Origin of the sequence: Pantoea sp. S61 (assembly GCF_016625145.1) — a bacterium.
GTDB lineage: Bacteria > Pseudomonadota > Gammaproteobacteria > Enterobacterales > Enterobacteriaceae > Pantoea > Pantoea rwandensis_B.
On sequence record NZ_JACVUO010000013.1, the window covers coordinates 60,178 to 84,483 of the forward strand.

20 protein-coding genes are annotated in these 24,306 nt (G+C 56.4%); 8 read left to right on the top strand and 12 right to left on the bottom strand.

Features of this window, described 5'->3' with window-relative positions:
• Positions 1-45: 45 nt before the first annotated feature.
• Genes IAE30_RS21165 through IAE30_RS21175 form a run of 3 tightly spaced genes read left to right on the top strand, consistent with a single transcriptional unit; the run spans position 46 to position 5,155 of the window.
• The gene (locus IAE30_RS21165; RefSeq protein WP_200680932.1) at positions 46-1,131 is read left to right on the top strand and encodes an efflux RND transporter periplasmic adaptor subunit; all 1,086 of its coding nucleotides are present in this window, start codon (positions 46-48) and stop codon (positions 1,129-1,131) included.
• Positions 1,131-4,193: an efflux RND transporter permease subunit gene (locus IAE30_RS21170; protein WP_200680933.1), complete on the top strand. Its 3,063-nt coding sequence runs from the start codon at positions 1,131-1,133 to the stop codon at positions 4,191-4,193. The genes IAE30_RS21165 and IAE30_RS21170 overlap by 1 nt, the downstream gene beginning before the upstream one ends.
• Positions 4,190-5,155, top strand: a complete 966-nt coding sequence (locus IAE30_RS21175; protein ID WP_200680934.1) for an acyltransferase family protein — start codon at positions 4,190-4,192, stop codon at positions 5,153-5,155. The genes IAE30_RS21170 and IAE30_RS21175 overlap by 4 nt, the downstream gene beginning before the upstream one ends.
• On the opposite strand, the gene IAE30_RS21180 is transcribed toward IAE30_RS21175, so the two are convergent.
• Positions 5,145-6,650, bottom strand: coding sequence for a carboxylesterase (locus IAE30_RS21180; protein WP_200680935.1), 1,506 nt, complete (start codon positions 6,648-6,650; stop codon positions 5,145-5,147). The genes IAE30_RS21175 and IAE30_RS21180 overlap by 11 nt on opposite strands.
• The gene (gene pagP / locus IAE30_RS21185) at positions 6,640-7,197 is read right to left on the bottom strand and encodes a lipid IV(A) palmitoyltransferase PagP (protein WP_200536879.1); all 558 of its coding nucleotides are present in this window, start codon (positions 7,195-7,197) and stop codon (positions 6,640-6,642) included. The genes IAE30_RS21180 and pagP overlap by 11 nt, the downstream gene beginning before the upstream one ends.
• A 239-nt stretch (positions 7,198-7,436) precedes the next feature.
• On the opposite strand from pagP, the gene IAE30_RS21190 reads away from it, so the two are divergent.
• On the top strand, positions 7,437-7,679 hold the full coding sequence (locus IAE30_RS21190; protein ID WP_045815325.1) for a type II toxin-antitoxin system ParD family antitoxin: 243 nt from the start codon (positions 7,437-7,439) through the stop codon (positions 7,677-7,679).
• A complete protein-coding gene (locus tag IAE30_RS21195; RefSeq protein WP_200680936.1) occupies positions 7,672-7,962 on the top strand; it encodes a type II toxin-antitoxin system RelE/ParE family toxin in 291 nt (96 codons plus the stop codon). The genes IAE30_RS21190 and IAE30_RS21195 overlap by 8 nt, the downstream gene beginning before the upstream one ends.
• Positions 7,963-8,046: 84 nt before the next feature.
• Here IAE30_RS21195 and ddpX read toward each other — a convergent pair whose 3' ends face one another.
• Genes ddpX through IAE30_RS21235 form a run of 8 tightly spaced genes read right to left on the bottom strand, consistent with a single transcriptional unit; the run spans position 8,047 to position 17,286 of the window.
• On the bottom strand, positions 8,047-8,607 hold the full coding sequence (gene ddpX / locus IAE30_RS21200; RefSeq protein ID WP_200680937.1) for a D-alanyl-D-alanine dipeptidase: 561 nt from the start codon (positions 8,605-8,607) through the stop codon (positions 8,047-8,049).
• A 15-nt stretch (positions 8,608-8,622) separates the two neighbouring features.
• Positions 8,623-9,735: a Xaa-Pro peptidase family protein gene (locus IAE30_RS21205; RefSeq protein WP_200680938.1), complete on the bottom strand. Its 1,113-nt coding sequence runs from the start codon at positions 9,733-9,735 to the stop codon at positions 8,623-8,625.
• Positions 9,735-10,961: a M20 family metallopeptidase gene (locus IAE30_RS21210; RefSeq protein ID WP_200680939.1), complete on the bottom strand. Its 1,227-nt coding sequence runs from the start codon at positions 10,959-10,961 to the stop codon at positions 9,735-9,737. The genes IAE30_RS21205 and IAE30_RS21210 overlap by 1 nt, the downstream gene beginning before the upstream one ends.
• A gap of 10 nt (positions 10,962-10,971) precedes the next feature.
• A complete protein-coding gene (gene nikE, locus IAE30_RS21215; protein WP_200680940.1) occupies positions 10,972-12,609 on the bottom strand; it encodes an ABC transporter ATP-binding protein in 1,638 nt (545 codons plus the stop codon).
• Entirely contained in the window at positions 12,609-13,436 is an 828-nt protein-coding gene (locus IAE30_RS21220) for an ABC transporter permease (protein ID WP_045815319.1), read from the bottom strand. Before IAE30_RS21220 ends, nikE begins: the two co-directional genes overlap by 1 nt.
• Positions 13,429-14,376 carry an ABC transporter permease gene (locus tag IAE30_RS21225; RefSeq protein WP_200680941.1) on the bottom strand — a complete coding sequence of 316 codons (948 nt, stop codon included), beginning with the start codon at positions 14,374-14,376 and terminating at the stop codon, positions 13,429-13,431. The genes IAE30_RS21220 and IAE30_RS21225 overlap by 8 nt, the downstream gene beginning before the upstream one ends.
• A 9-nt stretch (positions 14,377-14,385) precedes the next feature.
• Positions 14,386-15,984: an ABC transporter substrate-binding protein gene (locus tag IAE30_RS21230; protein ID WP_200680942.1), complete on the bottom strand. Its 1,599-nt coding sequence runs from the start codon at positions 15,982-15,984 to the stop codon at positions 14,386-14,388.
• 21 nt (positions 15,985-16,005) lie between these two features.
• On the bottom strand, positions 16,006-17,286 hold the full coding sequence (locus IAE30_RS21235) for a M20 family metallopeptidase (RefSeq protein ID WP_200680943.1): 1,281 nt from the start codon (positions 17,284-17,286) through the stop codon (positions 16,006-16,008).
• A gap of 79 nt (positions 17,287-17,365) precedes the next feature.
• On the opposite strand from IAE30_RS21235, the gene IAE30_RS21240 reads away from it, so the two are divergent.
• A complete protein-coding gene (locus tag IAE30_RS21240) occupies positions 17,366-18,136 on the top strand; it encodes a GntR family transcriptional regulator (RefSeq protein WP_200536890.1) in 771 nt (256 codons plus the stop codon).
• Positions 18,137-18,266: 130 nt separating this feature from the next.
• Here IAE30_RS21240 and IAE30_RS21245 read toward each other — a convergent pair whose 3' ends face one another.
• Together IAE30_RS21245 and IAE30_RS21250 are read right to left on the bottom strand one after the other, a co-directional pair.
• Positions 18,267-19,634: an MFS transporter gene (locus IAE30_RS21245; RefSeq protein WP_200680944.1), complete on the bottom strand. Its 1,368-nt coding sequence runs from the start codon at positions 19,632-19,634 to the stop codon at positions 18,267-18,269.
• Between the two features lie 267 nt (positions 19,635-19,901).
• The gene (locus tag IAE30_RS21250; RefSeq protein WP_045815313.1) at positions 19,902-20,651 is read right to left on the bottom strand and encodes an IclR family transcriptional regulator; all 750 of its coding nucleotides are present in this window, start codon (positions 20,649-20,651) and stop codon (positions 19,902-19,904) included.
• Between the two features lie 247 nt (positions 20,652-20,898).
• On the opposite strand from IAE30_RS21250, the gene IAE30_RS21255 reads away from it, so the two are divergent.
• Both IAE30_RS21255 and IAE30_RS21260 read left to right on the top strand, forming a co-directional pair.
• Complete coding sequence (locus IAE30_RS21255) at positions 20,899-22,242, top strand: FAD-binding oxidoreductase (RefSeq protein ID WP_200680945.1); 1,344 nt, start codon at positions 20,899-20,901, stop codon at positions 22,240-22,242.
• A gap of 8 nt (positions 22,243-22,250) precedes the next feature.
• Positions 22,251-24,302, top strand: coding sequence for a hydantoinase/oxoprolinase family protein (locus IAE30_RS21260; protein WP_200680946.1), 2,052 nt, complete (start codon positions 22,251-22,253; stop codon positions 24,300-24,302).
• Positions 24,303-24,306 lie beyond the last annotated feature (4 nt).

Consider the following 24,306-nt stretch of genomic DNA (forward strand, 5'->3'; position numbering starts at 1 on the left):
ATAACGTAAATAATTAATTTAACATTGCTGATTGAGGACAAACTCGTGACGCGTTATTTTCCGCTGATCGCCATAGTTATATTTATAACAACCGGTTGCGATCAAAAAAAAACGGACGTTGTTCCTCAGCCACGCATGGTAAAAGTGGTCGAGGTCGTGGCTTCCGGTGAAGCCCAGCAGCGCATCTTCCCCGCACGTATTGAATCCGGTGATTCCACAGATCTGTCCTTTAAACGTGCGGGACAGATCGATTCACTGGAGATTCGTCAGGGCAACAATGTTAAACAGGGGCAAGTGATCGCCCGACTGATATCGCATGAAGCACAACAACGCGTCAATGAACGTCAGACCGCAGCCACCCTCGCTCAGCGACAGTTCGCGCGTTTCCAGACGCTCTCCGGCCGTCAGGCCATCTCGCAGGCTGAAATGGACGTGCAGCGCGCGAACCGCGATGCCGCCAACGCGGCCTTGCAAATTGCCCGTGAAGAGTTAAGCCAAATGACGCTCACCGCACCGTTCAGCGGCACCGCTGCGGTCGTCAACGTCAGGAATCATCAGGTGGTGGCTGCGGGACAGCCTATCGCCACGTTAACGCGTAACGATCTGCTCGATGTGGTGTTTAACGTGCCTGAAAACCTGTTTACCGCGCTGGATATCCGCAACATGACGTATCGCCCGGTGGTACGCATTAACACGCTGCCGGATCGGGAATTTCAGGCCGAATACAAAGAGCACACCGGTAGCAGTAGCAGTAACACGCTGACCTGGCAGGTGATCTTAACCATGCCCCGCTCTGCCGATTTCCCGGCCGTGGGGGGTGTCAGTGGTACTGTCACCATCAATCTGGCCAATCTTCCCGCCAATGTTAATCACGCTGCGCTGGTCGTTCCGGTCGAAGCGGTGTTCAACCCCGATAGCCACCAGCGCAATGAGCCGCATGTCTGGGTGGTGCAAGGCAGCGGCGATCAGCTCAAGCTGGAGGACCGAAAAGTCACCGTTGGCGATGTCACAAACCAGGGCGTGGTGATTACCGATGGGCTGAAAGCCGGTGATCGCGTGGTCGCAGCAGGCGTGAATGAGCTGCATGCGCAACAGCCCGTACGCATCTGGACGCGTGAGCGAGGGCTGTAATGGACATCTCCAAACAGTTTATTGATAACCCGATTCGCGTCTGGCTGGCGATTTTGCTGTTAGGGCTGGGCGGTATTTTTGCCCTGCTGAACATTGGTCGGCTGGAAGATCCCACTTTCACCATTAAAACCGCCGTGGTGGTCACACAATACCCTGGCGCGTCCGCGCAGCAGGTGGAAGAAGAGGTGACGCTGCCACTGGAAAACGCTTTGCAGCAGTTGCCCTATCTGGACAGCGTCAGTTCCATCTCCTCTAACGGCCTGTCACAAATCACGGTGAATATTGCGTCACGCTATCACTCCAACGAACTGCCACAAATCTGGGATGAACTGCGGCGACGCGTCGGAGATGCATCACGCTTCTTCCCGCCCGGCGTGGCAACGCCTTTCGTTAATGACGATTTTGGCGATGTATTCGGCTTTTTCTTCGCCATTTCCGGTGACAACTTCAGCAATCCTGATCTGGTTCGCTACGCCGAGCAGTTGCGGCGAGAACTGGTGCTGGTGCCTGGCGTCGGCAAGGTAGCGATTGGCGGAGCCATTCCGCAGCAAGTGAATATCGATGTTTCGCTGACGAAAATGGCGGCGCGCGGCATCACGCCAGCCCAACTCTCCGCCGCACTGAGTCGCCTCAACGTGGTCTCCAGCGCGGGGGAGATCAAATCCGGCTCCGAATCGATTCGTCTGCATCCTACCGGGGAATTTGAGAATATCGATGAGCTGAGCGATCTGCTTATCAGCCCGATAGGTGACACCGCGACCACTCGATTACGTGATATCGCCACGCTGTCGCGAGGGTTGAGTGAATCCCCTTCCAGCATCTATCACGCCAACGGCCGCCCGGCGGTCACCATGGGGGTCTCCTTTATCCCTGGCGTCAACGTGATTGATGTGGGGCGTGCACTGGAAGCCAAACTGCAGCAGATGTCGGCTGAAAAACCGGCCGGTATTCAAATCAATACCTTTTACGATCAGGCCGCCGAAGTGGCGCACTCGGTGAACGGGTTTATCACCAATTTCCTGATGGCACTGGCGATTGTGGTGGGCGTGCTGCTGATCTTTATGGGCGTACGCAGCGGCATCATTATTGCCCTCTCGCTGGCGCTGAACGTGCTGGGCACCTTGTTGATCATGTATTTGTGGGGCATTGAGCTGCAGCGTATTTCGCTGGGTGCGCTGATTATTGCCCTCAGCATGCTGGTGGATAACGCGATTGTGATCGTCGAAGGGGTATTGATTGCGCGTCAGCAAGGCTCATCGCGTACTTCGGCGATCAACTTTGTTATCCGGCGTTCGGCCTTCCCGCTGTTAGGGGCCACGATAATTGCGATATTAGCCTTTGCGCCGATTGGGTTGTCGCAGGATTCCACCGGTGAGTACTGCAAATCGCTGTTCCAGGTGTTGCTGATTTCGCTGATGCTGAGCTGGTTCTCGGCATTGACCATCACGCCGGTGTTGATCAAGTGGTGGCTGTTTAAAACAGGTAACGCGGAAACGCCCGCCGCTGAAGCCTCGCCCTACGATGGCGGATTTTATCGACTCTACCAACGCACGCTCAATGCGCTATTGCAGCAGAAAACCGTGACGCTGGCGGTAATGGCCGCCCTGTTAGCACTGGCGATCTGGGGCTTTGGTGGCGTAAGGCAAAACTTCTTCCCCTCGTCCAATACGCCGATCTTCTTTGTCGATCTGTGGCTGCCTTACGGCACGGACATCAAAGCCACCGAGCAAATGGCCAGCGATATAGAAAAATCGATCACCGGGCAGCAAGGCGTGGTGTCAACGGTGACGACCGTTGGCCAGGGCAGCATGCGCTTTATCCTCACTTACAACGGACAACGCCAGTACAGCAACTACGCGCAAATCATGGTGCGCATGGACGATCAGCGTAACATCGCCGCGCTGTCACGCCGCGTAGATGATTATATCGCCCGCCAATATCCGCAGGTCAATGCCAGCACCAAACGCGTGATGTTTGGCCCTTCCGGCGGCAGCGCCATCGAGGTGCGTATCAAAGGCCCCGATCCCGACCGTATGCGACTCATTGCCAGCGAAGTGGGCGACATCCTCGCGCAAGACCCCGCCACCGACAGCGTGCGCAATGACTGGCAAAACCGCAGCAAGGTCATCCGTCCACAGTTTAATCCGGCGCTGGGTCGCGAATTGGGCGTGGATAAGCAGGAGATCGATAACGCGCTGCAAATGAATTTCACCGGTAGCCGCGTCGGCTTATATCGCGAAGGCGCAGATTTGCTGCCGGTGGTGGTGCGTCCGCCCGCCAGCGAACGCCAGGATGCCAACCATCTGAACAATGTGCTGGTGTGGAGCCAAAGCCAGCAGCATTACATTCCGCTGAGCAATGTGGTGAGTGGCTTTAATCTTGAATGGGAAGATCCATTAATTCTGCGGCGCGATCGCAGCCGCGTGCTGACGGTGATGACCGACCCCAGCCCGCTGAGCAGCGATACGTCCGGCGATATTCTGTCACGCGTGCGACCGCAGATTGATCAGATCCCCCTGCCGCACGGTTACAGCATTGAATGGGGCGGCGATGCCGAAAACTCCAGCGAAGCGCAGCAAGGGGTGTTCACCACGTTGCCGTTAGGCTATCTGGTGATGTTTGTGATTACCGTGCTGATGTTTAGCTCGGTAAAAAATGCCGTGGCGATCTGGCTCACGGTGCCATTGGCGCTGATCGGCGTGACGCCGGGCTTTTTGCTCACCGGTATTCCGTTTGGCTTTATGGCGCTGATTGGCTTGCTGAGCCTGAGCGGCATGCTGATCCGCAATGGCATTGTGCTGGTGGAAGAGATTGAGCAGCAAAAACAGGACAAAATGCAGCATGACGCGATTCTGTATGCCGCGACGTCGCGCTTACGCCCCATCCTGCTGACCGCTTTTACCACGGTTTTAGGCCTGGCACCGCTGCTGCGCGATGTGTTTTTCCAGAGCATGGCGGTGGTGATTATGTTTGGTCTGGGCTTCGCGACGATACTGACGCTGCTGGTTCTGCCGGTGATTTATGCCTGCTTCCACCGCGCAGAGAAAGCGACGTCAGCATGAACGCCACCGGGCTGAATGTCATCAAGACACTCGGCTGCATGGCGGCAGTGACCTTCTTTACGCTGTATAACACCTGGGATCGTTACGATTATGATTACCACTGGATTCTGGCGTTTCTGACCTTTATCTCCACCATCGCGACCCCGCTGTTTTTCGTGGTGGCGGGGATTATGGATAGCCATGCCGAGCAGGATCTGCGCTGGCAACTCAGCAAGATCCGCAATGTGGTAATCGTGTTTCTGTTCTGGATGACGATTTACTATCTCTGGGAGCCTTACCAGCGCGGCTATCTGATTCAGCCGTGGTTTGTGTTCTCGTTCATCGTGATTTACAGCTTTAATCCGCTGCTCACCTGGCTCAGCCTGCATCGTCTGACGTTCTGCGCGCTGGTCGGTGCCCTGTTGCTGTTTTCTTATGGCTACGATTTACTGTCGGTGCTGTACCCCGAAGTGCGGGTGTTCAGCCTCGCGCCGCAATACCGCATCTGGACCTGGCTGCTGTTTTACCTCACCGGCCAGCTAATGTGTGAGCCGGTGATTGCCGATTGGCTGAATCGGAGACGCGTCGCCTTCATCGCCACCTGCGCCCTGCCCTTTATTTATCTGTTCACCTGGCTCTACGAGCAGCACTTTTTCTTTGCGCTGTTTAAAGCCGATCGCAATGCCTTCCTCCTCACCGGTTCACAAATTTATCTGCTGGTGGTAGCGCTGGTATTAGCCGCCAGCGGCGTGCGCTTTCGTCGCCATGTCGCCCTCAAAGAGACGCTGCTGGCCACCGTCAGTAAAACCATGACCGGGGTATACATCATGCATTACTCGGTGTTTCACATCGTCACCACGCTCATACCGATTACCTCGCTGGCCACCAAGCTCACGCTGATTGTGTTGACCTTTGTGCTCTCAGTGTTGCTAGCCCGGTTGATTCTTGCCAACGGGCTGCTGAAAAAAGTCATTACTCTTTAAGGCACTGTTGCAGATCCGGCTGCTGACCGCAGGCTATCCGCCCCTGAATTTGCGCCATCATATAAGCGAAAAACGGATTCGAGGTATTGCGCATCAAGGTGTCGAGCCCCACGGTGAGGCTCGCGGTTTCTCCGCGCAGTGAAATGGTGCCAAGGCTAATGCCATAGCGGTTTTTTTCAAGAGGTTCGCGACCGTATAGTGAATCGGTCAGCGGGAAAGGCACGGCGATATGCGACAAAGAATACATATCCTGCGGCCACGCCAGCTGCAGCGGGTGCGTGACTTCCTGTGTCTGATCGGCAGGCGTCATACGCGCGACCACCTCATAAGTGGTGGGTGACGCATTGGTGATCACCGTTGTCGCGTAGTGGCGCGGCGCAGCAGGCAGCAACTCGCTGACCGCTGAATACAGCGCAGGCCGGAACAGCGCGCGTAAATTGGCCGCCTGGTTGATATCGAAAATCACTAACTGGCTGCCGTTGTCCGGCAAATAGCGATACAGCGCATTGACCACCGCGCGGGTGCTGACGGTGGAATCGAGGATCGACTGGAACGTCAGCACCGGTGGTAAGCCACGGATTTCTCCCTCGCGGGCGAGTTGCACCACCTGCTCCTGCAACGCCTGGGTTAACAGCCAGGACTGACGTGCCGCCCGCACCGGGAATGAATTGTATTTAAACGGATTGTATTCCGGCACGATATTCAGCCACGCCGCTTTAGCAAACACCGGGAATACCGCGGGCCAACCCGCTAATCCCGCAAAACGCGCATAGGCGGTGACGCCGATCATCGGCGACAACAACACCACCTGTTGTGGTTTGCGCAGCGCCTGATCCTGTTGGCTATCCAGCACATACTTCATCGCCAGCGCGCCACCATTGGAGTAACCCACCAGATGCAACGGGACCTGGGTTCCCGCTACCCGGGTGGCTTCACGCACGGCAAGACGCGTCGCGGCCAGCCACATTTTCCAGTCAACTTTGGTTAATGACCCTGGCGCGGTGCCGTGACCCGGCAATCTCGGCACCACGGCAACATAGCCTTGTTGCTGATAAGCCTGCGCCAGATAACGCATGCTGTAGGGCGAATCGGTTAATCCGTGCAGCAGCACGACCGCGCCTTTGATTTCGCCTGTTGGCTTGAGCACAAAAGAGCGGTTCCAGTCGGTGGCAAACCCTGCCGGATAGACCAGGCTTTGCGCGTAATAGCGGTTTAGCGAGGTTTTCTCTTCCTCGCTCAATGCGTCCGTGACGTTGTGTTTCATTTGCTGGAATATCACATTTTCCTGCGCCAGGTAGTCGGCGAAAGTGGCGTGATCCATCTGTTCCACCGTCATTTCGTCAGCCGCCCAGGTGTGCCAGCGATGGAGCGGCGGCCCCTGCTCAGATTGATACCCGCGAATCAGCAGAAACATGACGAGCAAAGAAACCACGCCCAGGGCGATTCTCTTCAGCCACTTAAGCGCGGAAGCACGCTGTACCGTTTTAGAAGCCATAGCGGAACCAGGCAAACAGCACGTTGCCGTTGTTATAAGTGCCCGGGATATAGGTGAACTGCACGTTGAGGCGTTTATAGCCCGCGGAGAACAGCGGCAGAACAATCGGCAACGGCACATAGTTGGCAAAGTCATCACGCGCGGTGATGCCTGCGGTTAACCCCAGCCCTAAACGCACATCGCGCGCCTCATCCAGATACCAGCCCTTTTCCCAGCCGTAACCGATAATCGGTTGCCACATGTTGTGCGAATCCTTAAAGGCCATCGCATACAGCGCGCTCCAGTCACCGTCTTCGTTGTACCGCGACACGCCAAAGCCGCCGCCCCACGGCGATTCGTTGTAGTTGTCTGTTTTGTCTTTGTCGTAGGCGAAACGAGCGTGCCAACTGATGAACGGCAAATAGAGATCGTAATACTGCGGCTGTTCCCAGGTTTGTGAGACATCCTGCTTGAGCCATTCCCAGCCATCACTGAGTGTGCCTGCCGCCAGGCTCGGGAAAGTCAAAACACTCAACGAGGCGTACAACGCCACCAGAAACGTACGCATGGGTCATCCTTCTGCAAAAGCACCAATGATAGTGAGCAAGGGAAACAGCCAGCATGATCTGTGTGCCCATACCGGGCAGCCAGTCAGGGAATATTATAGTTGTTGAGTGAAGGTTAAGTGGCTGAGCAAAGCATACTGTTGCGTGGCACATTCCATAATAACAAGGCCGATTTGACTGGCGATGAAGACTTGAGCAAACTATGTTCTTTTGTATTAACTGTTAATACACGGTGAGCTCAATGAGAAAAATTACGTCCGTAAGCGTGGGTGAACAACTCGATACTTTTATTACGCGCATGGTGGACTCTGGCCGCTATGGATCGGCCAGCGAAGTGATGCGTTCGGCTTTACGCTTGTTAGAACAGCAAGAATCACGGGATCAAGCCGTACGTCAGGCGGTTGTTGAAGGGCTTGAAAGCGGTGAAAGCCCGCGTTCACTGCGTGAAATTGCTGCTGAAAGGAAGAAGCTTAATCGTGTTTAAACTGTCCGAATTTGCCGACAGTGACTTTGCCAATATTTATGACTACACCCTGCTAAAATTTGGTGAAGCACAAGCCGATCGCTACACCGATGCACTAGATGAGTTCCTTGAAACATTGTCAAAAATGCCTGAGATGGGACAGGATTACCCGCGCGTGCAGGATGTAAAACGGATTGTTTTCCAGTCACATACCATTTTCTATACTGCCTATCCTTACGGGATATTTATTGCCCGTATTTTACATCAACAGATGGACACGGCTCGTCACCTATCCGACTTTTAATGCCATCCTCAGCACCCTACCTCGCCCCTAATCTTCCTCAATGTGGCTAATCGGACAGCCTCTTCGTGCCGACGAGATTGATGGCTATCGCGCCACGCAACCAAAGCGATCTTCCAGCAATGGATAGCGCTGTGCATCCGGTAACTCAAAATGCCACCACTCGGTTGGCATGCCGACAAAACCGCCTGCCAGCATAATCGCATTGAGCATCAAACGGTGGCGCTGTGCCTGTGGCGGTACATCGGGATGGAACGGATGCGACAGATCTTCCATCGCATCAAAGGCCGTGCCCATATCCAGCACCTTGCCCGTGCCATCCACTAACGTCAGATCAATCGCCACGCCCCGGCTGTGATTCGAACCCGTGGCGGGCGGCACCACATAGTCGGCATCCGGGCAGGCATCCCACAGATGCCATTGCGCCTGCTGCGGGCGATAAGCATCAAAAATCAGCAAGGTGAAGCCGGCCAGTCGGGCGACTTCGACACTTTTTTGCAGCGCGCGCACCGCTTCTGGATGCAGTAACGCCCGCGCTTCATGATAAATGGCGTAGCCGGTGATGTTATCGGTCGTGGCGTATTTCAGGTCAAAAGCCAACGTTGGAAAGCCAGCGGCTAAATCAGTGAGTAAAATGTCCTGCGTCATCCTTTATCCTGTTGATCAATGTTCCGGCAATGATAATAGCTGGCGCGGCAGCGTTGTCAGCCGCTCTGCGCCCTGCGGCGTGACGCGTACAGTTTCGCTGAACGCCAGACTTTGCGCAGAAGTATACATATGGAACACCATATCCTCCTCCAGTAACCACGCCGCTTTAGCATGGAAGCTACAGGAAAAATCACTCGGGCGCGGCGTGCGCGTGTACAGCCCCAGCGCATAGCCGGTGATGTTGGGATAATCCGCACGAAGTCCATTGCGCAATAACCCATCGCGCACAATCGCATCCACTTCCCGCGCGCTGATGCCCGGTGTCATGGCCTTGAACTGTTCATCCTGTATGGCGATAAGTTGCTGCGCCAGCTCAGCACGCTGGGCGGAGATCTCGCCCACAATAAACGGACGCATCAGACGCGCGCTGTAGTGTTTCACTTTAGGAATCAGCTCTACGTGCAGCACATCGCCAGGCTGTAAACGCTGTTCATGGCCGCTGGCATGGAGAAAACCGTTGTCGCCGCTGGCGATGACAATCGGCCCGGTTTCGCCGGTATCCGCACCCAGACGCAAAAACTCGCCAGCCGCCAGTGCAGCGACATCGCGCACACGCCAGCTGCCCTGCACGGTTTTGCCAATCGCGTCCAGCGTGCTATCGGCAATGGCGGAGGCCTGACGCAACGCCTCCAGCTCCGCCGGGAATTTTACGCTACGCAGCCGATCGCTCACGCCGGTTAAATCACACCATTGTACCTCCGGCAAATGGCGCGACAGTTGCTGCCAGCTGTGCACGGTCATGCCATAAGAGGTGTAATCCGCGCCAAGACGCGCACGCTGATAACCGCGCCGAACCAGGCTGTGCGCCACCGCCGCCCACGGATCTTGATCGTCGCGATAGCTTTCTACCGTCAGCGTAGGAGATTGCGCCCGACAGGGCGCTTCATCCAACTGACGCAGCACCATCCAGGGATCGCCATTAAGCGGTACCAGGCAAGCGCGATACAAGGTTTCCGACACGGTGTAGCCGGTCAACCAGGCCAGCAGTTCGCCATGATCGATGATCATCACATCCACATTGGCCTGCTGCAGGGTGGCACGCAGGCGGCTTAACGCGGCAGCATTCATTATGCGCCCTCAACCGGCTGGCAGATCTCCAGAATGGCGAGCAGATAGATGCGCACCATATCGAGGAATTCGGTTATCTCAACGCGCTCATCCGGCATGGTGTTGTATTTCCCGCCGGGGCCACACACGATACCTTCCATGCCTGCATGCTGATACAGATGTGCCGCATCGGTACCAAAGAAGGCCGGTGGCGTGATCACCCCGGTTGGCTGTTCGGTGCCACGCACCGTTTTCCAGCCGCGATTGACCGCTTTGACAATCGGTGACTCTGGCGAGACTTCGAAAGGCAACATGGTGGGCTTATCACGGATACCGTCATCAAACAGTTCGGCTTTCAGGCCGGGGAAGCGCTGGCACAGCGTATCCAGCAGCGCTTGCAGATCCTCTAACACGCCCTCGACAGTTTGGCCCGGGGCGAAGCGAGCCGATCCTTTCAGGCGTACAAAGTCAGCCACCTGTGGCGGACGCCACTCTTCCAGATCGCGTCCCAGCGCCCCGTGCACGGTGCCGATGTGCCCACGGTTAATTTTCAGATGTTCATCGCTTTTTGCGCCGCTAAACACCATGCCGTTAATCTGCGGAATCAGCTCGACGGCGGCGTTGATCGCATCGACCGCTTCTTCACGTTTCGACAGATGGCGGGTATCGCCCGTCAGTTCAATGGTGAACATCAGCGATCCCGCGTGCATGGTCAGCGCTTGCAGATCGGTCGGTTCCGCATTGATGAAGTAGTCCGCGCGCACGCCCTGTTCAATTGCCGCCAGCGTGCCGATACCGCCCTGCAATTCGCCCACCACGTAGGTCAGAATCACATCACCTTTCAGTTTCACACCGGCATCAATCAGCGTTTTCAGCGCACAGAAATAGGCTGCATCGCCCGCTTTCATGTTCGAGACGCCAATGCCGTAAATGAACTGGTCGTCAATTTTTCCTGCCCAGGGATCCACCGTCCAGCCTTCGGTCACCGGATTGGTGTCCAGATGGCCATTGAACAGCAGGCTGTTACCGCCGCCGCTGCCCGCCAGGCGGCCGATGGCATTGAGACGGTCGCCCGGAACTTTTTGCAGTTCGGTTTCGAGGCCCAGCTGCGTCATCTGTTCTGCCATATAACGGGCTAACTCACGTTCGCCGTCGGTGGCGCTGTAGCTTTTGTGCTGTACCATTTTTGCCAAAAATGAGAGGCAGAACTCGCGATCGATATGATGAATTAACTGTTCAGGATTCATGCGTTTCTCGTTAAGCAACGGATTGGGATAAGTCGGGAACGTGCACCGCTTCAAGCAGTGCACGGGTATAAGGATGCTGCGCCAGCGCGCTCATATTCTCGCCGGGCAGCACTTCCACCACATCGCCGCGAAACATCACCGCCACGCGATGGGCGATTTGGCGTATCAGGTTGAGATCGTGGGTAATAAACAGGTAAGCCGTGCCGTAACGGCGACGCAGTTCCAGCAAAAGTTCGATGATGGTGGCCTGCACGGACACATCCAGCGCAGCGGTGATTTCATCGCAAATCACTAAATCCGGTGGATTGGCAAAAGCGCGTGCGATAGCAACACGCTGTTTCTGACCGCCGGACAGCGCATGCGGATAGCGCGTGGCAAACTCTGCGGGCAACCGCACTTCTTCTAACAGGCGCGCCACGGCTTGCGCTTCCGTTTCTCCCGGAGGCAAACCGTATAAGCGCAGCGGGCGTGCAATGATTTCACCAATGGTCATGCGCGGATTCAGTGAGGCGTCGGGATGCTGAAAGATCATCTGCACGCGGCGGCGATACTCTTTGTCCATCTGCGCGCGTCCTTGCAGCGCATAGCCACAAAAATCGATCTCACCGCTGAACGGCACCAGCCCGGTAATGGCTTTACCCAGCGACGATTTCCCCGAACCTGACTCGCCAACCACGCCAAGGATTTCGCCCTGATGCACGGAGAGAGAGACCGCATTGGCCGCGCGTGTGGTATTCGCCTCGCGTTTCAGCAAGCGGTCGACAAAACCTTGCTGGCCGTAATCGATGGTGAGCGCGTCCAGCGTCAGCAGCGGCTGCGATCCGGCGGCATCCTGCACCAGCCGCTGTTGCGGATTCGGCACTGCTGCGATCAATTTGCGGGTATAGCTGTTCTGCGGTGCGCTAAACAAACTCTGCGTGTCGGCCTGCTCTACGATACGGCCCTTCTCCAGCACGCAAACGCGATCGGCGACTTTCGCCACCAGCGCCAGATCGTGGGAAATATACAGTGAGGCCACCCCCGTCTCTTCGCGCAGGCGTTCATAGAGATCGAGGATCTGCGCCGAGCTGATCACATCCAGCGCAGTGGTCGGTTCATCGAAGATCATGCAGTCCGGCTGGCAGGCGAACGCCGTGGCGATTAAGATGCGCTGCTTCTCACCACCGGAAACCTGATGCGGATAACGGCGCATCATGCGTGCCGGATGCTTAAGCTCGACGTCATGTAACAGCGACTCGCCCAATTCCTGCGCTTCACGTGCGGTTAAACCGCGATGGCGCCGCAGCACTTCCGTCACCTGCTCGCCCAACGTTAATGTTGGATTGAGTGAGGCGCTCGGGTCCTGAAAAATCATCCCCAGCTTCGCGCCACGCAGAGCCATCAGTTTAGGGGCCGGCAGACTGAGCAGGCTTTCTCCGTTGAGGCGGATGTCGCCCCACTTCTCGCGCGCATTGCCCGCCAGCCAGCGCATGATCGCCCAGCCGAGCGTGGTTTTACCCGAACCGGATTCCCCCACTAAACCCAGCACTTCGCCGGGCATCACGTTTAACGTAATATCGCGCAGCACCGGCAGTGACTCACCGTTTTGTAACGCGTAATCAAGACTGTAATTTTCCACCGACAGCACCGGCTCAGGCTTCATACTCATCAGTGGCTCCTTGGGTTAAGCACGTCTCGCAGCCCGTCACCCAGTAAGTTAAAACCAATCGCCACCAGCGCGATCGCCAGGCCCGGAATCATCATCATCCAGGGTGCGGTGAAGAAATAAGTGCGGGCTTCGGAGACCATCAGCCCCCACTCTGGCTCAGGAGGCTGTGCGCCTAAACCGAGGAAACTCAGGGTGGCGAACAGCATGATGGCGAAGGCCACACGGATGGTGGCTTCCACGATGATCGGTGCCAGGATATTCGGCAACATCTCGCGCAGGATGATGTAGTGCCCGGCTTCACCACGGGCAATCGCCGCGTTGATGTAATCCTGCTGCCGCGCCGCCAGCGCCACGCTGCGTGAAATACGCACCATGCCCGGCACAAACGCGATGGTTATCGCCAGCACCGCATTCATGCTGCTCTGACCCAGCGTGCTGACAATCAACAAGGCAAACAGCAGGCTGGGAATCGCCATCACCGCATCCATGGTGCGCATCATAAACTCATCGAACTTGCCGCCCAGATAGGCACTGGCGGTGCCCAGTACTGAGCCAATCACCATGGCTAACGCGGTTGCCAGCAGCGATAGCACGATGGTGGAGCGTGCGCCAACCATCACCCGGCTGAAGATGTCACGCCCCATTTGGTCGGTGCCAAACCAGTGTTCAGCACTTGGGGGTTTGTAACGGGTCAAAATCGAGATGGATTCAGGATCGAAGGGCGCGACATGCGCCCCGCCCACCACCATCAGCAGCGACAGCAGGATAATCAGCACACCCACCGCGCCCTGCGGTGAACGCAGCAAACGTTTTAAAATATCAGGCATAGGAAATTCGCTTATCCAGAACCACATAGGCCAAATCGGCGAGGAAATTCACCACCGAATAGGTCGCGGCGAGAATCATCACACCGGCCTGGATGGTGGGCAGATCGCGCGCCTGCACGGCAACAATCAGCTCACGGCCAATACCGGGAATGGCGAAAATCTCCTCGACCACCACAATGCCGCCAAGCAGATACCCAACATCCAGCGCCACAATGGTGATGGTCGGCAACAAGCCATTACGCAGCGCGTGACGCCAGAGAATACGGCGGCGCGACAGGCCTTTCAGCCAGGCGGCACGGATGTAGTCGGTGTGCAACACATCGACCATCTCCGAACGCACCATGCGTGAGACGTGCGCCACCAGAATCAGCGCCACGGTAATTGACGGCAGGATCAGGTGCTGTACGCCGCTGATGAAGTTTTCACTCAGCGGCACATAGCCGGTGGCGGGCAGAATCTGCCAGACGTCAGCAAACAGCAGCAGCACCAGCGTGGCGGTGACAAATTCCGGGAAAGAGATGCCGATGTAGGAGATGACGCTGACCAGCACATCGGCGGTTTTACCGCGACGCACTGCCGCCCAGATACCGAGTGGGATGGCAATCACCAGCATCAGCAACAGTGCACACGCCGCCAGCAACAGCGATCGTGACAGCGCAGTCAATAACGTCGGCCCCACTTCCAGCCCATTGCGCATCGACACACCAAAATTGCCCTGCAACGCCTGGCTCAGCCAATGCCAATACTGCAACCATGCTGGCGCATCCAATCCCAGCCGTTCGCGCACCGCAGCGAGTGCCTCTGGCGTGGCGTTTTGGCCCAGCAAGGTGACAGCGGCGTCCGCTGGCAACAGCTGCGTGATGCCAAAGACCAGCAATGACACCACCAGCAAGGTGTAGATCATCAGCAGCAGGCGTTTAAGCAGATAACTTGCTGTCACGGTCGCTCCTTACACTGCACGCTTAGGCGCTTTGTCAGTTAACCAGGTATGGTCGAGACGGAACACCGCACCACGCGGATGCAGATGATATCCGCCGACGTAATCACGACTGGCAGCCAGCAAATCGAAGAAGGTCGGAATCAGCGAAGGCACTTCGTCATGCATCAACTGTTGTGCTTTGCCGTACAGCGTGGTGCGCTGCGCATCATCGTTGGTTTCACGGGCGGCGTTGACCGCACTATCGAAATCGGCGTTGTTCCAGCGGGTTTCGTTCCATGACGCGGTCGAGGTGTAGAGCAGTGAGAACACCGCATCCGGCGTCGGTTGCATGTTGTAGAAACCGACGTAGAAATTGCCTTTTTTCCATACCTGATCGAGATAAGTGCTGTGTGCCATGGTCTGCACTTCAATACGGAAACCGCCCTGCTTGGCCATTTCACGCAGCGCGATACCCAATTGGGTGCGAGTCGCCGGTTTATCCGAGGCAATCAACGTTAAATCGAGGCCATTGGGATAACCCGCGTCCGCCAGCAAGGCTTTGGCTTTGCTGTAATCCACCGCTTTTTTCGCCAGGTTAGCGAAGTAAGGGTAAGAGGCGTTGATCGGCGTATCGTTGCCTGGCGAACCGAGGCCATCGGCAGCAAAGTCCACCGATGCCGGGCGATCAACGCACAGTGCCAGCGCCTGACGCACGCGCACATCGTTAAACGGCTTTTGATCGCAGCCCATGTTCACATTAAGGAACTGACCGGATGCCACCCGCAGTGGCAACACACCGGACGATTTGGAGAGACGCGCAAATTCGCTCGACTGCGCGCTCAGCATCAAATCGGTATCACCGGAGATCAGCGCCGAGCTTTCTGCGATGCCATCGGGATAGACCACCACTTCCACGCCATCCAGATAAGGACGCGCCGGGTCGTAATAATGCGGGTTGCGTTTCACCACGATTTTGCGTTCCGGATCGTAGGAAACCAGCTGGAACGGACCCGCGCCCAGCGAGGCCTTGGTGAGCTTGTCGTATTGACCCTGCGCAATGCTGGCAGGAATGATTTTGGCGTCTGGATAAGCCAGCATCACCGGCAGGTCAGCGTAAGGGGCATCGGTTTCAATCAGCACAGTGTTGGCATCTTTGGCGCTCACCGCTTTGATCGGGCCGATGTTATGCAGGGCCGGTGACGCATTTTTCGGATCGAGCAGCGCCTGCAAGCTGGCCACCACATCTGCCGAGGTTAAGGCTGTGCCATCGCTGAACTTGAGGTTTGGACGCAGGGTGAAAGTCCACTGCTTGAGATCGGCACTCGCCTGCCAGGATTGGGCCAGGTCTGCCTCGGCTTTCATCTCCTGCGTCAGGCGCGTCAGGCCGCTGTAAAGCAACTCCGCGACCAGATATTCCGGGTTGACGCGCACCTGATGCGGATTCAGCACGCTGACCGCCTGATCGACACTAATACGCAGTACACCGCCTTTACGTGGCGTGCCGCCCGGCGTCGCGCTGGTTACCGCTGCGGCATGGGCCGAGAACGACCAGGGCAACATGGCTGCACCGGTCAGAGCGGTAGAGCTGGTGATAAACTGTCTGCGGTTTAACCCTTTCATCGCGCACATCTTCTCTTCCTCGTTAGTTGGTTAAATACCCTGGGTTGGCTGAAACTCATCGGCGAGATACGCCAGAATGGACTGCGAAAGTGCGATAACATCTGCCATCGTTGTGTACTCATCGGCGGCATGAATGCGGTTGTCGGGGCGGGCTAAACCGCCCAGTAAAATTTCCTGCATACCGGCCTGCTGAACCCAACCCATATCCGAACTGGTTGAGGATCCCCAGGGTTTGAACTCCTCCGCTTTAAAACCAAATCCCTGACTCAGCGCGGCCTGCCAGCGTGGCCAGTGCGGGCCATCAGGGTTGGCCACCGGGGCCAGATGACCAATCATTTGCACGCTGACATCCAGCGCAGGGCTGCCTTGCATCGCTTGATGGATGCAGTGGGTCAACTCCTGCCAAACGTCATCAAATGCCTCTTCCGGGGCATAGCGTCGATTGATCAGCAGCTCAAAGCGTTCGGGGATGGTCGAGCCTTTACTGCCACCTTGAGCGGCAGCCAGCGTTAACAGTGAGGTCAGCGGTTTGCCCTGATAATGCGGCGGCGCAGGCATTGCCGAGGTGCGCTGTTCCACTTCGCCTTTCAGTTGATAAAGCGCGTTCATCAGCGGCAGCGCGGCTTCAATGGCATTGATGCCGTGCAGCGGATCGCCGGAATGCGCGGATCGCCCGGTGATAATCACTTTGAGGTCGATACTGCCAAAGCAACCTGCCCAGATGCGCGGCACTGCGCCACCGTTGAAGCTCAACAGATGCCCGGCGAAGCACTGCTGTTCGGCGAGGTAACGAATACCGGGATACAACCCGCCCTCTTCATCGGTGCATAGCAGAAAGACCGGATTGAAACGCAGCGGCAGATTGCAGGCCTGCGCTGCACGAATCGCCGCCATCGCCGCCACGATCGTCCCTTTCATGTCCGCCGCGCCGCGCCCAAACAACTTACCTTCGGCCACCGTCAGTGCCAGCGGAGGAAATCGCCAGCCATCCCCCGCAGGCACCGTATCGGTGTGAAAGTAGAGATTGCAGTTTTCGGCTGCGCCACAGTTAAGCGTTGCCAGCAAATTCACTCGTTCGCCGTACGCGCTGCCATCGGGCGCTTGCCAAAGATCTTCCGGCACTGAGACGCGCTCAAAGCTGAAGCTCATGGGCGCTAATAACTGCGTCATCAGGTCGGCAAATTGCGCATAGCCATTGCCCGGTGGAAAGCAGGTATCCACGGCCAGCATGCACTGCATATCATCAGTTATCTGAGCGGTGTCATGCGCAATAGCCTCTAACGCACTGTTAAAGCGAGAATTCTGCAACATAAGATTATCGTCTGTTGTATTTCTATATAGTTTATAGATAATGCAATTTAAGGATGCAGGTCAATCGGTAATCGGAAACATGCAAAAAAACTATGACGCAGACGACACACCACAATTCTCTCGTTTAAGCGAGGGAGAAGGCGCGCCGTTGTATGAAGTGGTGAAGCGCCATATCAGCGAATCGATCCTGCAGGGTGAGCTACCGGCGGGCACGATCCTGCCGAGTGAAAACAGCCTGGCGTCGAAATTTGGCGTGTCGGTGGGCACGGTGCGCAAAGCGCTGGCCGCGTTGACCACCGAAGGGATGTTGATGCGCCGTCGCAAAACCGGCACGGTGGTGACCGGCTGGGCACCGCTGCACAACCTGAGCCACTTTTTCCAGTATTTTCGCCTGCACGATAACAGCGGCGGCTTACTGCATTCGGAAACGACACTGCTGGATTATCAGTTGAGCCAAGCCAACGAGCGGGAAGCAGAAAAACTGCAGATCGCCGCCGGAGATGACGTGATACGCCTGAAACGTACGCGTCGGGTGAAAGGCATTGCCGCCATGCATGAAACACTGATATTGCCTGCGGCACGTCTGCCTGATTTCCCTCCAGCGGAACACTTGCCGCCGTTGCTCTATCGCTTCCTGTTCGAACATTACGATGTGCGTGTCGCAGCGGTACGTGAGCAGATCACGGCACAGCTGGCGAATGAAGAAGATGCGACATTGCTGGAGCTGACATTGCCGCACGCGGTGATGGTGATAGATGAAGTGTCTTTTGACCAGAGTGCGATTCCGGTGATCCTTGCGCACCACCGTTTCAGCACCGAGCACTTCATGTATGTGAATGAGGTACGGTAAAACGGCTTCACCCCCTGAGATGCCAGGGGGCGTCACAGATTAAGGCACCCTAAAACAGAGCACATCCTTACCCGGTGTTAATTCATCGGCAACCCCTGAAACGGCGACCGATGTCAGGTGATGTAACCGTTTATCGGCGCAGGCGCGCCGCTACTGGATTGCCCTGCGCAGCACTGCTCGCAAGCTGATAAGCGTTGTGCGAGGTGCGCTGCGGATAGCGGAAAAACAGCGCAATCGAAATGAATGAGACGATGGCCACGGCGGCAACATAATACACCAGCGTAAACGCACTGCCCGACCAGCCAATTAACGCCGCACCAATCAGCGGTGCAGTGCCGCCAAACAACGCGGTACCGGTGTTGTACGCCATCGCACCGGCAGAAGCACGCATCTCTGCCGGGAACATATCGACCAGACTGATGGTCATTCCGCTGGTGACCATCGGGAAAACCATCACTGGCACAACCGCTGCAATAATGGCACTGCTTAACGTGCCATGCTCAGCATAGGTGAAAGCAAAGAACATCGCCGGAATCACCAGTACACAGCCCAGCAGCAACCAGCGTTTTCTGCCCACCACATCACTGAGATAGCCGTGCAATAGCGTGCTAAAAATCAGGACAAACTGCGAAACTAACACCGCCATTGCTGCATCGGTTTTGGCTAACCCGACAAACGTGGTGAGATACGTGGCGAAAAAGCCCAGAATCAGATAATTGGGCAGCGTATGGCTCATCAGTATCGACATGAACACCAGAATATTTTTCCACTGCGAGCGAATCACCTGAGTCACCGTTGGCGGGTTCAAACGCTGCTCTACACGCGCCCGTTCAACCGCGCGGAACTCCGGGCTCTCATCAAGTTTGCGGCGAATCAGTAGCCCGACGAGTCCCAACGGAAGGCCGATGGCAAACAGCACGCGCCAGCCCCACTCCTCCATTTGTGTCGCCGTGATTAACGAAGACAACAGGGTGTAGAGGCCGATTGCGATTACCGTGCCGATATAAGCACCTATGGGTGAGAATGAAGCACGAAAAGCGCGGCGTTTTTGATCGCTGTTTTCGACGATGTAATCTGTGGCTGTCGCGTATTCGCCACCAGCGAAAAAGCCCTGAATCAGTCGGCAAATCACCAGCAATACGGTGGCGCTGGTGCCTGCCTGCGCGTAAGTGGGGAGAAGAGCGGTCAAACCGGTCACCACACTCATGCCGGTGATGGTAATCATTAACACCGAACGCCTGCCCCAGCGATCGCCCGCCAATCCCAGCACGATGCCACCAATTGGGCGCACCAGAAAACTCGATGCGTAGAGCAGTAATACCGAGAGCAGTGCCGTCAATGGCGCATCCTGCGGGAAAAAGATCCGTGAAATCACACTGGCCAGTAGGCCGTAGAGGGCAAAGTCGAGAAACTCGACCAGATTGCCGGCAACAGCACCGATCAGCGTTTTGCGCTGCATTTCAGGTGTCACCTGAGGAAGCGTGGCAGAAGTTGTCATGGTTAACCCCATCTTCACCGCATAACAGCACGGTCAGTGAACGTGACTCAGAATGAATTAAATCATTCCACATTACGGCATGGCATTCCGTTAATTACGTTAGTTGAGTGAAAATTAGACGTCAATATGCGGGTGAGAGGATTTCGCTATAGGTCACACGGAGATTGAGCAGGAGGGCGAAAAGGGAGAGGAGTCGATTTATTTAATACAAAAACAATATGTTAGGATGAAATGACCACACCGCAGTGTGGTCATGGCGTCATGCCGTTAACCTCTGGCATTTCTCTGGAAGCCAATTGCCTGGGCAGCCTGAACGGTTAGCGCGCCCCACTCTGCGATTTTTTCTTCATGGTAACGAGAGTCCGGCATCGAGATGCAGATACTGGCCACTGGCTGGTGGGCAGCATCAAAAATGGGTGCGCCGATAGCGAAAATACCGGAGCGATAATAGCCACGGTTGATAGAGTACCCGCGCTCACGCACCTGCTTCAGTTCTGCGCGAAGTTTATCGGCATCGGTGATGGTCGCCGGGTTAAAGGCACTCAGCTCGCCGGTAAGGATATTTTCAAGCTGGCTTTCCGGTAAGAACGCCAAAATCGCCATGCCGTTTGCCGTGGAGTGAATGGGAGCAATATCCCCAATCGGGCTCACCGCGCGAACGGGATGCGGACTTTCCAGCCTGTCGATCACCACCACCGCGCCATTGCCGTCATACACCGACACGTACACCGTCTCCTGCGTACTATTGCGCAACTCTGCCATCGGATCCTGGACGGCAGCAGACAGCCCGCCTCCCGCCAGCTCGATCGGCCGCACGCTGAGCACACGCGGGCTGACGGTCCAGCGCGGCATGTCGCCTTCAATCAATCGTAACCAACCCGCCTCATGAAAGGTCCAGAGAATGCGCTGCACGGTGGTTTTTGGCATCGACATCATTTTGGCCAACTCGCCCACACTGATCGGCTGTTTCTCGGCCACCATCTCCAGCACTTTCAGGCTTTTAATCAGGCTCTGCATACTCCACCCTCCCTACTTACTGACTTCATTGTCTCAACTTGCTGTGCCGTAATATGGCACAGCCTGCCATCTCCCGCTCGGCGTTTTGCCCGTGAGCCGATCACAATTTCCTCCGAATGCTTAATTTTTGTGCTTGCAGAGCAGATAAAATCATGTCACGTTAAATTTATGGAATGGCATTCCTTATTGTGGAACGGCTAAGTTTTCAGCCGCTGAATTCATCAATGATGTTTAGCGAGGCGGAGTAATGGCAGGTCATCAGTCGATATTTACCGAAGATTTTAAGGCGGCACCCTATTGGTGGGAGCAGTGGCAGCCGCAGGATGCGTTGCCCAGTGAGGTTCCGCCCGAAACGAAATACGTGATTATTGGCGCTGGCTATGCCGGGCTGTGCTGTGCATTGACGCTGGCGCAGCACGGCAATCAAGTGGTGATTCTGGAAGCCGGCTTACCGGGCAGTGGCGCGAGTACGTTGAGCGGCGGTCAGGTCACTGGCGGCATCAACGTGGGCAAGACCATGTCGGCAAAAAAGGGATTGCGGCACAGCGATGAGCAACTGAAGCGCGACTTGTTGCTGGAGGCGGCTGACGGCTATCGCTATCTGGAAGATCTGATCGCACAGCATCACATCGCCTGCGATTATCGACAAACCGGTCGCCTCGCCGCCGCGTTGATACCGCAACACCTGGAGAGCTGGAAAAAGCGGTTGCCGCTGCTAAACAGCGTGAGCCAGGTGCAGGCGCGCATACTGACGCGCGATGAATTGCGCGCCGAGCTGGATAGCCCGGCCTATCACGGCGGTGTGCTGATTGAGCGTGCTGGTCTGCTCAATCCCGCGCTTTATTACGCAGGTTTGCTGGATGCGGTGCGCAAAGCTGGCGTGGTCGTTTGCAGTGGTTCTGCGGTGAGCCGCATTGAGAAACACAGGGCGCATTACCAGGTTGATTCTCTGCGCGGCAGTCTCAACGCGCGTCAGGTGATTATCGCCACCAATGGCTATACCGGGCCAGAAATGGCGCATTTACGCGCACGCGTGGTACCCGTCACCAGCCATCAAATTGCCACTGAACCGTTATCCGCAGATTTACGACGCACGCTGATCCCGCACCAGCGCGGCATCGCTGAAACCCAACGCGTCACGCACTATTTCCGTTATTCACCCGATGGCTCTCGTCTGCTATTTGGCGGGCGCGCGCGCTTCTACGCCCTTGATCGCCAGCAGTCTGCACGCGTGCTACATCAACATCTGACACAACGTTTCCCTCAGTTACGCGACATCAAAATCAGCCATAGCTGGGGCGGTAAAGTCGCCGTCACGCTCGACTACCTGCCGCATATCGGTCAGACGCCACAAGGCTGTTTTTATGCCGTGGGCTGTAACGGCAGCGGTGTCACCATGATGAGTTGGCTCGGCCATCGATTAGCCCGTCACCTGATTGAAAATACACCGCTCAACTCAAGTTCTTATGGGGTCTCGCCGCTGCCCGGCCACCCGCTCTACACCGGCAACACCTGGTTTATGCCGCTGCTTGGCAGCTACTATCAGGTGCGCGATCGCCTGGATAAATCCGCTCATCCACAAACCAATTAGGGGGAAGTATGGGACTACGCATTGGTGTCGATATCGGCGGCTCGTTCACCGACTTCGCGGTTTTCAACGAAGCATCGGGTCACTTGCACAGCCTGAAAGTGTTTTCACGTCCCGATGATCCGGGCCAGGAAGTGCTGCACGGCGTTCAGGAATTGGTGAAACGCTATGGGATCGATCCCGCCGATATTGACTATTTCACCCACGGCACCACCGTTGGCGTGAACGCCGTGGTGCAGAAAAAAGGCGCGAAGCTGGGGCTGATCACCAATCGCTATTTCGAGGATGTGCTGGCACTTGGCAGGCTGAAGACGCCGGATATGTACAGCCTGCATTCGCTGCGTCCGGAACCCCTGGTGTCACGCGAAAATGTGTTTGGCATTGACGGTCGAATGGATGCGACCGGAAAAGAACTCGCGCCGATTGCAGAACAGAGTGTACTGGCCGCTGTCGCGGGCTTGCGCGATGCGGGCTGTGAAGGTGTAGTGATTGCCCTGCTGCATGCCTATCGCAATCCCGAACATGAGAAGCAGGTCCAGGCTCTGATTGCAGCGGCCGTGCCCGGCTTTTTTGTCTGCTGCTCCAGTGATGTCTGGCCAACTATCCGCGAATTCGAGCGTACGCAAACCGCCGTGATTGGTGCCTATGTTCAGCCACGCGTCGCGCATTATCTCGGTGCTTTGCAGCAGGCACTGACGCAAGCAGGCGTGACCGCTGAGCTGAAAGTCACCAAGTCCAATGGCGGCGTGATGAGCGCAGAGCGCGGTAAAGCCGAGTGCGTGCAGATGATCTTGTCGGGAACCGCATCGGGTGTGATGGGCGCAGCCTGGGTGGCACGCCAGTGCGGTCGTGAGAACGTCATGAGTCTGGATATTGGCGGCACCACCGCCGATGTGGCGCTGATCGTCAACGGAGAAGCGCAATATGACACCGGTGAGTATATCGGTGACTACCAGATTCATATTCCGTCCGTATCCGTCACATCAATTGGTGATGGCGGCGGCTCTGTGGCGCGCGTTGATGAGTTTGGCGTGCTCAAAGTTGGGCCAGAAAGCGCAGGCTCAACGCCTGGGCCAGTGTGTTATGGACGCGGTGGCACACAACCCACGATTACCGATGCTTTCGTGTCATTGGGCATTCTTGGCCAGGCAAAGTTGGGCTACAACGCGGTGAATGTGGATGTCGCCGCCGCCAAAACCGCAATAGGATCGCTGGCCGATCGGCTGGGTCAATCCATTGAAGCAACGGCGGAAGCGATCATCAACGTTTCCGTGTCCGGCATGTACGCGGGAATTAGCCGACTGGTTTCCCGTTTCGGTATCGATCCGCGCGCCTTTTCCCTGATGCCTTTTGGCGGTGCAGGCCCGATGATGGCCTGTTATCTGGCGCGTGCCATGCACATGCGTGAAATGCTGGTGCCGCTGACGCCCGGCGTGCTAAGTGCATTAGGCGGTCTGGTTGCCGATGTGAAAAACGATTTTGTTCGCATCATTTATGGTGATTTAAGCGCAGAGAGCTTGCCACACCTCGAAGCTGAATATCAGCAGCTCGAACAACAAGCGCGCGAATGGCTGAGCCACGAAGTCAGTGATGCCAGCCAGGGCCAGTTTAGCCTCTCAGCGGAGATGCGGTACAAGGGACAGTCGTTTGAGATCGCCACGTCGTTGCAGCGGGATGATTTAGCCAACGGTAACCTGTCATCAATGCGTGAAGCCTTCCATGCGCAACACCATCATTTATATGCCTACAGCGATCGTGATGCGCAGATTCAGGTGGTATCACTGCGTCTGGTGGTCAGCATGCCGACACCGAAGCCGCAACTCGAACCTTTGCCGCACTCTGACGCCGCACCGATCCCCGCGGAGCAAATTGATGTGTGGATGTCGGGCCGTTATCTCTCCGTGCCACTTTACCAGCGCGAGCAGCTTGCGGGTGGTCAGTCATTTACCGGACCCGCGGTGATTACCCAGTCCGACACCACTGTCGCCGTATTACCCGATTTCCGCGCCCAGGTGGATGCGCTCGGCAATCTGATCCTCACTGACCTCACCCACACGGCTTAATAAA